The 12,658-nt window shown below is 70.3% G+C and carries 8 protein-coding genes; 2 read left to right on the top strand and 6 right to left on the bottom strand.

Translation table 11 applies throughout. The features are described from left to right. The first annotated feature begins 88 nt into the window (after nt 1–88). Nucleotides 89–913 (top strand): hypothetical protein, encoded by an 825-nt coding sequence (locus GTZ93_RS02915; protein ID WP_257979521.1) that lies wholly within the window; start codon nt 89–91, stop codon nt 911–913. 119 nt (nt 914–1,032) lie between these two features. Here the strand turns inward: GTZ93_RS02915 and GTZ93_RS02910 are convergent, their stop codons facing one another. Further along, the gene (locus GTZ93_RS02910) at nt 1,033–3,249 is read right to left on the bottom strand and encodes a M4 family metallopeptidase (protein WP_139923385.1); all 2,217 of its coding nucleotides are present in this window, start codon (nt 3,247–3,249) and stop codon (nt 1,033–1,035) included. A gap of 258 nt (nt 3,250–3,507) precedes the next feature. Between GTZ93_RS02910 and GTZ93_RS02905 the strand changes: the two genes are divergently transcribed. Then, the gene (locus tag GTZ93_RS02905) at nt 3,508–4,704 is read left to right on the top strand and encodes a DUF1615 domain-containing protein (RefSeq protein WP_161662635.1); all 1,197 of its coding nucleotides are present in this window, start codon (nt 3,508–3,510) and stop codon (nt 4,702–4,704) included. 18 nt (nt 4,705–4,722) lie between these two features. Here GTZ93_RS02905 and GTZ93_RS02900 read toward each other — a convergent pair whose 3' ends face one another. From GTZ93_RS02900 to GTZ93_RS02880, 5 genes are all read right to left on the bottom strand, one after another. Further along, on the bottom strand, nt 4,723–6,339 hold the full coding sequence (locus tag GTZ93_RS02900; RefSeq protein WP_139923176.1) for a hypothetical protein: 1,617 nt from the start codon (nt 6,337–6,339) through the stop codon (nt 4,723–4,725). Nucleotides 6,340–6,501: 162 nt separating this feature from the next. Further along, nucleotides 6,502–7,989, bottom strand: a complete 1,488-nt coding sequence (locus GTZ93_RS02895; protein WP_257979508.1) for a M16 family metallopeptidase — start codon at nt 7,987–7,989, stop codon at nt 6,502–6,504. A gap of 35 nt (nt 7,990–8,024) precedes the next feature. Then, nucleotides 8,025–9,431, bottom strand: a complete 1,407-nt coding sequence (locus GTZ93_RS02890; protein ID WP_139923180.1) for a M16 family metallopeptidase — start codon at nt 9,429–9,431, stop codon at nt 8,025–8,027. A gap of 96 nt (nt 9,432–9,527) precedes the next feature. Beyond that, nucleotides 9,528–10,070, bottom strand: coding sequence for a hypothetical protein (locus GTZ93_RS02885; RefSeq protein WP_139923182.1), 543 nt, complete (start codon nt 10,068–10,070; stop codon nt 9,528–9,530). Between the two features lie 103 nt (nt 10,071–10,173). Continuing rightward, a complete protein-coding gene (locus GTZ93_RS02880; RefSeq protein WP_161662679.1) occupies nt 10,174–12,567 on the bottom strand; it encodes an ABC transporter permease in 2,394 nt (797 codons plus the stop codon). Nucleotides 12,568–12,658: the final 91 nt, after the last annotated feature.

Genomic DNA, 12,658 nt, shown 5'->3' with positions numbered 1-12,658 from the left:
GCCATCCAGAACCCAACACCCCGTCGCACGCCGGACGCTTGCAACGACAGGGGGTCGTCCGCAGGTTTGCCTGCGGGAGGGTTGGCGGATGGGTGGACGGTGGATGTGGTGGGGGATGGTGGGGCTGTGCTCGCTCGCTTCCGGCTGTCAGGAGCATGACACCGAGGACGCGGTGCCAGCGTCACCGACGACGATGCAGGCCCGCGACTCCGCGAGCGGCGGACTGATGGTGCCGGCCACGCCCGCGCTGGCGAGGAACACCGTGGACGGCGACCGCGCCCCCAGCGGCGACGCACTGCCCACGGCGAACGCGCAGGTGCCTCCGGACACGGCGCCGCCACCCGGTGCCCGGCCGCTGCCATGCCCCCGCGTGAGCGAGCCCGCGCAAGGCGCCACGGCGCAGGCCCCGGCCCGTCAGAACACCCAGGCCAACCCGAACGCCGCCCGGCCCCAGCAGGCCGCTCCGGCGAATCCGAACACCCAGCAGGCGAACGCCCCGCAGCGGCCCCAGGCCAACCCGGACGGCACGCCCGCGACGCAGGCGCCCGCCGAGGGTCGCGTGATGATTGGCGCCCAGGCCGTGCAGGCCAACGACGACGAGTCCTGGTACGAGGGCGCGGCCAAGGCGGCGCAGGCGGCGGTGACGGACACCTCCGCCAACCGGCCGCTGGAGCAGGTCGTCATCGCGTCCAGCACGGTGAGTGGCCGAGTGACACGCGTGGGCAGGGACACCCTGCACGTGCGCGACGGCGAGGGCACCGTCTACGAGCTCCAGCTCGACCAGCGCAGCCGCGGCCTGCGCCAGGGCCAGCGCGTGCCCCTCAAGGAGCTTGAGGAAGGCACGCCGGTGCGCGCGCAGTTCGTCCTCATGGGCGGCCGCACCGTCGCGCGCGACGTGCAGGTGAGGCGCTAGCCCGAGCTCCTTCCGACGTATGAAACGACGACACCCGGGAAGCCATGAGGGCTCCCCGGGTGCCTGTCTTCGTCCCAGCCCCCTTCACGCGAAGGGAGCAGGGCTGGATGCGGGTGCGGCTAGTAGACGGCCTTGAGCGTCACGCCCGAGTACGCCGAGTAGCCACGGAGCTTCACGTAGTACTTGCCCGCGGTCGTCTTGGAGAGGGTGCACGTCTCCACGTTGCCGGAGTTGTACGGACGGCAGTCGTACGAGGTGGTCGTCGGCGAGGAGCCGAACTTCACGTACAGGTCCGCGTCACCCGTGCCACCCGTGGTGGTGATGGTGACCGTCTTGTTCGCCGGCACGTCCAGGGTGATCCACTCGTTGGTGAACGAGCCGGAGGCGCCGGAGATGCCCGTCACCGGCACGTTGCTCTGCAGCACGTTGCCGCCGCCACCGCCGGGGGCCGTGAAGCTGCCCTTCAGCGTCACGTTCGAGTACGTGGCGTAGGCGTTCAGCATCACGTAGTAGGTGCCCGCCTGGATGTTGGTGATGGTGCACGTCTCCGCGTTGCCGCTGGCGTACGGACGGCAGTCGTAGGTCGAGGAGTCCGGCACCGCGCCGAACTTCACGTACAGGTCCGCGTCACCCGTGCCACCGGAGATGGTGAACGTCAGCGCCGTGGCGCCCGCGGGGACCACCAGCGAGTAGTACTTGCTGTTGCCCGAGCTGTCGGACACCGTCACCGCCGTGCCGTTGGTCAGCGGGGTGGAGGTCGGGGGCGTCACCGTGCCACCCACGCCCACCGCTTCCCAGGCGGCCTTCACCGCGTCCTGCGTGGCCTGGTCGTAGCCCAGGTCCGAGGCCGCCTGGATGGTCCACGTCTTCGCCTGCGCGAACGTGGTGCCCGCCGTGTAGATGTCGGTGTTGGCCTTGTACCAGATGCGAGCGGCCTTCTCGACGCCGATGGCCGGCACGTTGATGGTGCTGCGACCGCGCGGGTGCACGCCGCCCTTGGAGAGCAGCGCGAACGCCAGGTTCGGCACACCGGAGCTGTAGTGCACGTCCGTGCCGGACGTCACGTTGGCCGCCCAGTCCTTGGACGCGCCGTCCTTCGCCGGGTCGTCCATGTAGCGCAGGGCGTCGTTCGCCGTGCCCGGCGTCCAGACGTCCTCGCCCACCATCCAGATGGCCGCGGCCGTGCTCCAGTTGTTCACGCGGCTCTCGCAGACGGCGCCGAACGTGTCGGACATCGCCTCGTTGAGACCGCCGGACTGGCCGGAGTACGTGAGGTTGGACTCGTACTCCGTCACGGCGTGGGTCAGCTCGTGGACGGTGACGTCCGCGTCCTTGCCCAGCTCGATGGAGTTCACGCCGTCGCCATCGCCGTACACCATCTGGGTGCCGTCCCAGTAGGCGTTCACGTAGTTGGTGCTGTAGTGCACCGTGCTGATGAGCGTCGCGCCCGCGTTGTTCAGCGAGTCGCGGTTGAACAGCACCTTGTAGCAGTCGTAGGTGTAGCCCAGCATGTCGTAGTTGGTGTCGACATGCGAGTCACCGGTGGCCGCGCCGCCCTCGCTGCGCTTGAGCGTGCCCGGGGTGCTGGTGCCGTTGTTCGCGCTGTAGACCTTGCGGTTGAGCGCGGAGTGGATCTGCGGGGCGCGCAGCACGACGGAGCCGTCCTGGGCGCTCACGTACACGCGGTCGCGCAGCGGCATCAGGTCGTTCTCACCCGTCACCGTCACTTCGTACGCCAGGCGCAGCGCGCCTTCCTCGGTGCGCACGTACACCAGGCGGGGAGCACCCTGGGCCTCCAGGCCCGTGCCCACCGTCGCGCTCAGCGCCGCCTCACGCGCGGACGCGGCCGCGATGCGCGGCAGCGCGGACACGTTCAGGCCGTCGCGCGCGGAGCCGTTGGCGCGGAACACCGTGCCGTCCGGACGCACGTGCACCACCAGCTCACCGCCGACCACTTCCAGGCCGTTCTTCGTCTGCGTGAAGCGCAGGTGCTGGTTGCCCTGCTCGTCGGTGTTCGACTTGCGCAGCACCATGTCGTCCGCGTTCAGCCGGAACGCCGGGGCCACGCCCGCGACCGCCTGGCGGCTCGCGTCCAGCGTGTTCAGCGTCCGCTCCACCCGGCCCAGCTCGCCCCGGATGCTGTCCGGGATGCCGTCCGCGTGCACGCCCAGCACCTGCGCGCCACCGAGCGCGTTCAGCGTGCTCTGGATGTCCTCGCCCGACTTCTCCTGCTCAGGCGCCTGAACCTCCTCGCCCGAGGAGCCCTGCGTACCGCACGCCGTCAGAGCCACGCCCAACCAGGCCGCGCCAATCGTCTTCAACAGTCGATGAGCCAACGCGATACCTCCATGAAGAAACAGCGGGATGATACGTGACACACTTGAAATCATCAGAGCAACTACTTTTTGGAGAAAGTACGTTTAGCCACTTTCACCCGCCCTGCCGAACAAGCCCAGAGAACCTGAATTGCCGTTCTGGAAAATTTCAACAGCTTTGCAGCTCTTCACCGGCTCTCCCGAGGAAACGGGCCTGCCGCCAGGATGTCTCAAAAAATGTTTCATGAGACGGGCGAGAGGATGCATCAGGGGGCTGACATGACGCGGAACGCCGGGCGCCGGTGGACGGGAGGGCTGTGCGTGGGGGTGCTGCTGGCGCTCACGGCCTGCGCGTCGCGGGCGCCGGTGGTGACGCAGGTGCCAGCGCCGCCCACGTTGTCGGTGGCGCAGGTGGCGCGGCTGCTGCCCGCGAAGGTGAAGGGGGCGGAGCGCGAGGGTTGGGCGGGCGACGTGCTGGCGGCCCTGGACGCGGAGGCGATTCCCGCCGCGGCGCCGGAGGTGTGTCAGGTGCTGGCCATCATCGAACAGGAGTCCGGCTTCCAGGCGGACCCCGCGGTGCCGGGGCTGCCCAGGATGGTGCGTCAGAAGCTGGACGGCACGGCGGGACGGCTGGGTCCCCTGGGACGCAGGCTGCTGGCGGACGTCCTCGCGGCGAAGCCGAAGGGGGCGAAGCGCACCTTCGGGGCGCGGCTGGACACCCTGCGCACGGAGCGGGACCTGGACCGGCTCTTCCGGGACATGCTGGCGTACTACGAAGCGGAGTACCCGGCGGCGTACGCGGCCGCGGACCTGGCCAGCTCGCTGTTCGGCCCGTCCTCGTTCGCGGGGCAGAACCCCGTTACCACCGCGGGCTCCATGCAGGTCAGCGTGCGCTACGCGGTGGCGAAGGCGGGCCCGGACGCGGATCCGGTGGCGGTGCGCGAGTCGCTCTACACGCGCGCGGGAGGCGTGCGCTACGGCACCTCCCGGCTGCTGGGCTTCGAGGCCGCGTACGACGCACCGCTCTACCGCTTCGCGGACTTCAACAGCGGCGTCTACAGCTCGCGCAATGCGGCGCTACAGGCCCAGGTCAGCCGGCTCACCGGCGTCGCCCTGGCGACCGACGGCGACCTCCAGCTGTATGACAAGGACGGTGAGCCGCGCGGCGAGGACAGCCAGAGCCTCAAGGCGCTGCTCCTCTTCCGTCAGCGCTACGCGCCGGACCTGAGCGAGCGCCGGGTGCGCCGGGACGTGGAGGAGGAGAAGACAGCGGACTTCGAGAAGACGGACACGTACCTGGCGGTGAAGCGCGTGTACGCGAACCGGACGGGACAGGCGCCCGCCTACGCCCAGCTGCCCCAGGTGACGCTCAAGAGCGTGAAGCTGAGCGGGGAGCGCTCCACCGCGTGGTTCGCGAAGTCGGTGGACGCCCGCTACCAGCAGTGCATGGCCCGCCACCGCCAGCCTGCGCGATAGCGGGCCGCCACGTCGCGACTACGGCGTGGTGAAGACGGCGCTGAACGTGTCCGCGGTGATGATGGGCAGCAGCTCCCCGGTGACGTACGGCGCGCGCGAGGGCTCGTAGTTCGGCGAACCCTCCGCCATCACGCGCACGTAGTAGGTCGACCCGGGCAGCAGCAGACCCGGCGGCAGGCGGACCTGCGTCCGGTCACCGGGCACGTAGAAGCGCACCGTCGGGTTGGCGGCGAAGGTGTCGATCAGCTGGATGACGGACACGGTGTAGTTCCGGGGCGTGCCCATGACGGGGGCTCGCCAGTCGATGACCGGCTGGTTGGAGCCCACGACGCGCGACACGTAGGCATCCACGCCGTCGATGCGCAGCTCCCGCGGCGGTGAGACGGACGGCTGGATGGGACCCGCGATGAGGTGGTCCAGCCGGTCGGTGACGTAGATGTTGCCGCTGGGGTAGTGGGTCCGGCCCCCAACGACGACGGGCGTCGCGGACCGGAACGAATAGCCGACGGAGCCCACCACGCCCCAGTTGGACGGATAGGGATTGCCGTAGGCGAGCCGGCTCGCGATGACGCCATTCTCACCGCGTGGCAGCCACATGTTGAAGAGCTCTCCCTGGTAGCCCACCCAGCCGTGCTGGTAGCCGAACGGCGCGGGCACCAGCGCCATGGAGGGATAGCTGAGCGTGCCGCTGGGGTTCGCGTCCGAGCGCCAACGGGTGAACTCGTTCAGGCGCCATTCCAGGGAGAAGGGCGTCTGCCTCACGGGCGCCAACGTGGCCTCGAGCGGCAGCGAAGTGGTGCCGTCCGGGGTGAACGAGAACGACGGCAGGTGCGCGCTGCTCACCACGGACTGGTACGCCAGGGTCCCGCCGCTCGGCAGCGTGCCGGCCTGCACGGAGTTGAGCTGGTTCACGTAGATGCGGTCGCCCTTCGACGCATCCAGGACGGGCGCTCCGTAGCCGGTGCTGAAGTACGCGTAGGCGTACGGGTCGACGATGGACGTGTCACCGGCCTGGGTCCACAGGGACGACGTGCTGTAGAGGTCCACGTCCGCGCTGATGAGCTGCACGGAGCTGCCCGGCTCGGAGATGGACGTGTAGTCCTGCCACGGATCCAGGTTGAAGAGCTCCGCCGACATGGGGGACTCGGTGACGGGCACGTAGACGGCGTCCGGCCGGCCAATGCGGTTGACGCCCAGGTCGAAGCGGCGCTCGCGCGTCAGGAAGTAGTGCCGGCTCGAGCGCAGGAAGTACTCACCGTCCGGAACGTTGTCGAAGCGCATGCCCCCCGCCACCGGAGTGCCGGTGTACCGGTCGAAGTCGACGCCGTTGGGAACGAGGATCTCCAGGTCGCGGCCGGCCAGGTTCTGGGGAACGACCGTCACCCCGGCGCTGGAGTGGAAGCGCGTGTCCGCCGTCACCAGCACGGACGTGCCCGCGTCCACCGGCTCCGTGCCGGCGTCGGGCTCACCACAGCCCGGCAGCATGTCCTCGTTGGCGATGACCGCGGTCCCCTCGCGAGGGTCCAGGGCGATTTCGGGAGGGTTCACCTCCTCGGAGGAAGGCGCGGCTTCCCCGCAGCCCAGCCAGGCCGCGCAGGTGGGGACGAGCAACAAAGACAGACGTCGCAAGGACATGGATGCCCCTTCGTGACAAGAATTTGGCAGTGTTTGTCCGGTCCCGGCCCCAACCAGACGCTGCCACCTATACGCGAAGGGTCTGACTTCCTGGATATTTAATTTTTAATGGGTAATTCAGGTGGGCGCGCTTCAAGGCTTGCGCCCACCTCCGTCTGACATTTATCGGCCCGGCGCCGTCGGCGGGGCGAAGCGCTTGTCGGAGATCTTCATCTCCGTGACGGGACCGTACTTGCGGGCCACGTCGCGCAGGGCCTCCGCCTTGCCAATGAGGACGAACGTCAGGTCCTCCTGGGCGGGCAAGACGCGCTGGAGCACGGTGTGCACGCTGCCGCGGGTGGCCGCGGACACGGCGTCCGCGAACCCGTTCACGTCCTGTGCGTCCAGTCCGTAGAACGCCAGCTCCGACAGCTTCATGGCCAGCTGCTCCCCGGTCTCCAGCGTCGGCGGGAACTGCCCCAGCACATAGGCCTTGGCGGAGGCGAGCATGGCGTCATCCATGCCGTCCTGGCGGTAGCGCGCGAGCACATCCAGCGCCAGGTCGATGGCACGGCCCGTGGTGGCCGTCTGGGTATAGGACGTCAGGACGACGGTGCCGGGCTGGAGGGCCGGGGCCAGCGCGGAGCGCGCACCGTAGGTGAGGCCGGTCTTCACGCGCAGCTCGGTGTTGAGCAGCGAGGTGAAGCGGCCGCCCAGCACGGTGTTGCCCAGCTCCGCCACGACGCGGTCCGGGTCGGTGCGGCGGATACCGGTGTTGCCGATGGAGAAGTAGGTCTGGGTGGCGTCGGGCTTGTCCACCAGCAGCACGTGGCGGCCCTTCGTGGGCGCGGTGGCGGGCACGGCGGCGAGCGACTGTGCCGCCGGGGCCCATCCGCCCAGCGCGGCCTCCAGCTTCGCGGCCAGCTGCTTCGCGTCGAAGTCGCCCACGACGGAGAGGATGAGCCGGTCTCCGCCCAGGTTCGCCTTCGCCCAGCCGAGCACGTCGCTCCGGCTGATGCCCGGCAGCGACGCCTCACTGCCCACCGCGGATCCGCCGTATGGGTGCGACGGGAAGTGGAAGGCGTTGAAGTACACGCCGATGAGCATGCGCGGGTCGCCGTCCTTGGCGGAGGCGATCTCCGACACGCGCAGCGCGCGGGCCTTCTCCAGCTCCTGCGCGTCGAAGCGAGGGCGCACGAGCATGTCCGACAGCAGCTCCACCATCAGCGCGGTGTCGCGGGACTGGAAGCTGCCGTTGAGGACGAGCGCCTCGCGTGCGGGCACGACGTCCAGCTCGCCGCCCACGCCGTCCACGGCGTCGGCGAACTGCTGGGCGTTGCGAGAGCCCGCGCCCTTCTGGAGCAGCTCGGCGGTGAGCGCGGCCAGGCCTTCCTTGCCGGCGGGGTCGGTGACAGCGCCGCCCTTGAGCCATGCGCTGAAGGACACCAGTGGCAGCTCGTGCTTCTCCACGAGGAGCAGCCGCACGCCGTTCTTCAGCGTGACGGAGGTCGTCTCCGGCAGCGTCACGCCCTTCGTGGACAGCGGGACCACGGGCGCGGGCGTGGCCGGTGCCGGGGCTTCCGGCGGCGTGGGCGCGGAGGAAGGAGCGGGCGTCGGCGCGGTCGCGCACGCGGAGGTGAACAGCAGCGCGGCGAGGGTGGAGCGCATCATGTGGGGACCCGAGAAACGAAGGCGGAAGGAAGCACTCATCGCGCGGACTCCTTGCTGGCCGGGGCAGCGGGAGCCGTGGTGGGGACGAGCCAGCCCACGGTGCGGTGGTCGGGGTTGAAGATGCGGGCGGCCAGCGCCTTCACGCCGTCGCGGGTGACCTGCTCGTAGCGCGAGGGCGCGTCGAACAGGGCCTTCCAGTCTCCCCGGAAGGTGGCGGCGTTCCCCAGCTCGCGGGAGCGGCCGCTGTTGGTCTCCAGCTTGCGCCAGAAGGTGGCCAGGGCCACGTTGCGCGCCTTGCGCAGCTCCGCGTCGGTGACGCCGTCCTTCACCACGCGAGCCAGCTCCGCGGTGAGCAGCGCCTCCGTCTTCGCCAGGTCACCGCCCGGCGTCAGGTCCACGGAGAACCAGACGAGCGACGGGTCGAATCCCCCGGCCGTGGAGCTCCGGACGCGGATGGCGACGCGCGCCTCGTCCACCAGCTTGCGGTGCAGGCGCGACGAGTCCCCGTGCGAGAGGATGAGCCCCAGCAGCTCCAGCGTCTCCATGTCCGGGTCGTTGGCGGCGAGGCCGTGGTAGGCGACCTGGAGCAGCGGGGACTGCGCCAGCTTCTTCACGACGATGCGCCGCTCGCCCTGCTGTTCGGGTTCCTTGGTGCGCACGGGCTCTGGCGCGGGCTGCGCGGGGATGGTGCCCAGCGTGGCCTCCACCTGCTCGAAGACGCGGGCTGGATCCAGGTCGCCCGCGAGGACGAGCGTGGCGTTGTTGGGGGCGTAGTACGTCTTGAAGTACTGCTGGAGGTCCTCCATGCGCCAGGACTCGATGTCGGACGGCCAGCCGATGACGGGAATCTGGTACGGGTGCGCGACGAAGGCGGTGGCCTGCAGCTGCTCCTGGAGCGCGCCGCTGTTGTCATTGTCCACGCCCGAGCGGCGCTCGGAGTAGACGACACCGCGCTCGGACTCGATGACCTTGGGGTCGAAGGAGAGCGACTGGAGCCGGTCCTGTTCCAGGTCCAGGATGAGGGGCAGCGCGGAGGCCGGGAACCAGTCCAGGTAGACGGTGACGTCCTCGGAGGTGAAGGCGTTGTTGGAGCCGCCGTTGGCCTCCATGACGCGGTCGAACTCACCGGGGCCGTACTTCTTCGCGCCGTTGAACATCATGTGCTCGAAGAAGTGGGACAGGCCGGTGATGCCGGGGCGCTCGTTGCGGCTGCCCACGCGGAACCAGTTGGCGAGCGCCACGTTGGGGATGTCGTGGTCCGGCCAGACGATGACGGTGAGCCCGTTCTTCAGCGTGCGGGCCTGGATGTCCGAGCCCAGCTTCGCGACGGGGGTGGAGGCGGCGGCGGGCTTCGCGGAAGGCTCGGCGACGGCCTGGGCCCCGGCCTGGGGCGCACCCAGGAGGGCCAGACAGGCGAACCACGACAACGGTGGACGGAACATCCGTGCTCCTGGGGAGGGACCACTGCGGCGCCCGGGAACGGGCGGCCACGCACCCTATTCCAGAAACGCCGCGTGGGTGTCCCCGAGGAGCGAGCGTCAGGCGCCCAGCACCTGCCGCAGCACGGCCTGGAAGTAGTTCGTGCTGCCGACGTGGCCCGCGTGCAGCTTGGCGGACTGGTGGAGTCGCTGGGCCACGGCCTCGAACTCCGCCTGGCTGACATCGCGCAGGGACAGGTACAGGCGGGCGGCGGCGCGCAGGTAGGAGAAGAGCGCGTTCTTGTGGTGGCCGTCGGGCCGGCGCACGAGGTGCCGGTAGAGCTGGGAGAACTCCTGGTCGACCTCGGCGTGGCGGGTGTCGCGGCAGAAGCCGGCGGCGGTGGCCTCGATGAGGAAGAAGAACGGCTCGTACTCCGGGAAGGGCGGCCGGCTGAAGTCAGGGGGCTGCTTGTCGCCGGTCCACAGCGCGGAGATGGGCTGCAGGCGCACGTGGGCCGTGACGTCGCCGAAGCGCACGGGCACCTCGTCGCCCACGACCTTCACCTGGCCCTGCTCGTCCCGTTCCACGGGGATGAACAGGCGCATGGGGTCCTCCACCTTCACGCCCGCCTTCTCCAGCTCCGCCACCACGTTCGCGTCCATTGCGTTGATGAACCTCCGGGACACCCATCTACCGCGTCGCGCCCGGATGTGCACCCGGTGCGTCGGCCGGGAGGCCCCAGGCCAGCGACAGGGCAAGCCCCCATCAGTCCGAGCGGATGGCCAGGAGCGGATCCACCCGGGTGGCCCGGCGGGCCGGGAGCCAGCAGGCCAGCAGCGCCACCGCCCCGAGCAGCACCGCCACGCCTCCGAACGTGAGGGGGTCGTGGGCCGTGACGCCGTAGAGCTGGCTCTCCAGGACGCGAGCCAGCGCCAGCGCACCCGCGAGCCCCAGCCCGATGCCCGCGCCCGCCAGCAACGCACCGTGCCCCATGACGAGCCAGAGCACATCCGCGGAGCGCGCACCCAGGGCCATGCGGATTCCAATTTCCCGCGTCTGTTGCGACACCAGATAGGAGATGACGCCGTAGAGCCCCGCCGACGAGAGCACCAGCGCCACGACGGCGAAGCCCCCCAGCAGCCACAGCACCAGCCGCCGCATGCCAAGCGACTGCTCAATGACCTGCTCCATCGTCAGCGCACGGTGGACCGGCACGTCCGAATCCAGCCGCCGCACCACCTCCCGGAGCGCCGGCGTAAGCCCTTCTGGGCCCCCCCCGGTACGCAGCACCAGCACCATCCCGTTGTCGCCCCAAGGCCTGCCGTAGGGGACGTGCAGCTCCGCGAGCGGCACCTTGTCCAGCCCGGCCTGGCGCACGTCGCCCACCACCCCCACGATGGTGGCCGCCCCCCCGGCGAACAGGAGCCTGCGTCCCAGCGCGCTCCCTTCCGGGAAGTGCCGGCGCGCCAGGGTCTCGTTCACGATGACGACCGGCGGCTGTCCGGGCTCCGCGTCCCGGGCGGTGAAGTCCCGTCCCGCGAGCAGCGGAATCTCCAGCGCGGAGAAGTAACCGGGACTGGAGGCGCGGCGCTCCGCCGACGGAGTCTCCCCGGGGTCCGGGGGCGGCTCGCCCTCCACCGTGTAGCGCAAGTTGCTCCAGGCCCGCTGGATGGGCAGCAGCGAGGTCATCCCCGCGGCACGCACTCCCGGCAGTGCCCGCACCTGCTCGAGCACCGGCTCGAACAGGCGCCGCGGCAGGTCCCCGTCCGCGAACCGCTCCCGGGGGATGGCCAGGTGCGCGGTCAGGACATGGTCCACCGCGAACCCAGGGGACGTCCCCATCAGCTGGAAGAAAGCCCGTCCCAGCAACCCCGCCCCCACCAGCAGGACGAGCGTGAGCCCCAGCTCCGCCACCACCAGGGCCCCCCGCAGACGCCGGTTGGCGCGGGAACTCCCCCCAGGGGCCCCCGCCCCCGCGAGCCCCCCGCGCACATCGAGCCGGGTCGCCCGCAGCGCCGGCCCCAGTCCGAAGGCGAGGCCGCTGGCCACCGACACCCCCAGAACGAAGAGGAGCGACGTCCCGTCCAGCGAGATGGCCTCCCGGTGCGGGAGGGGCGTCACCGTCAACGAGAGCAGCGCGGACAGCCCCCACCCGGCGAGCAGGACGCCCAGCCCCCCTCCCACCAGCGCCAGCAACAGGCTCTCCACGAGGAACTGCCGGACAAGCCGGCCCCGCCGCGCCCCCAACGCCACGCGGATCGCCAGCTCCTGCTGACGGGCACCCGCGCGCGCCAGCAACAGGTTCGCGACGTTGGTACAGGCAATCAGCAGGACGAGCCCGACGGCGCCGAGCAGCACCTGGAGCGGCGTGCGCCACGCACGGGTCTCCATCTGGGACAGCGAGAGCACCGCCGCCCCCCGCCCCTTCTGCGCCGCCGGGTACAGGGCCTCCATCCGCGCGGCCAGCTGTTTGAGCAGCGCGTCCGCCTGCTCCACGGACACGCCCTTCCCCAGCCGAGCGCGCACCGTGAGGATGTGGCTGCGATTGGGCGCCTCCGAGTCCGCGGGGGTCTCCAGGGGGAGCCACACGTCCATCTCCTGGGAGAACGAGGCCGGCATCACCCCCACCACCGTGCGGGACACCCCATCCATCACCAGCGTCCGGCCCAGCACCGAGGGGTCCGCGCCAAAACGCCGCCGCCACATTGCCTCGCCCAGGACCGCCACGGGCGCCCGGCCGGGCAGGTCCTCCCCGGACTCGAAGGTGCGCCCGAGCAGCGGCGCAACCCCATGGACGGCGAAGTAGTCCGCGGTGCCTCGCGTGGCCATCAGACGCTCGGGCGCGGCCTCCCCCGAGAGGATGACACCCCCTTCCGTGAAAGCCGTCATCCGCTCGAAGGTGGCGGTCTGCTGCTTCCACTCCAGGAAGGTGGGCCAGGACACCATCCCCCCGCCGTTGCGCTCCCCCAGCACCACCAGCCGCTCGGGGTCTGGGTAGGACAGCGGGCGCAGCAACACGCCGTTGACCACGCTGAAGACCAGGCCATTGGCTCCAATGCCTAGCGCCAGACAGAGCACGGCGATGATGACGAAGCCGGGAGCACGCCGCAGGGTCCGTGCCGCGAATCGTACGTCCTGCTTCAAATCATCCCACCACATGGCGCGCACGTGTCCTTTCTCTTCCGGGCCGCTGGCGGCGGCGGAAACCCTGTCAAGGACTGGCAGGGCCTCTTCACGCCCGATACGCTAG

The sequence above is a fragment of the Corallococcus exiguus genome (genome assembly GCF_009909105.1).
Classification (GTDB): Bacteria; Myxococcota; Myxococcia; order Myxococcales; family Myxococcaceae; genus Corallococcus; species Corallococcus exiguus.
Note: the sequence above shows the minus strand (reverse complement) of the source record. Positions and strands in the feature narration are given on the sequence as shown.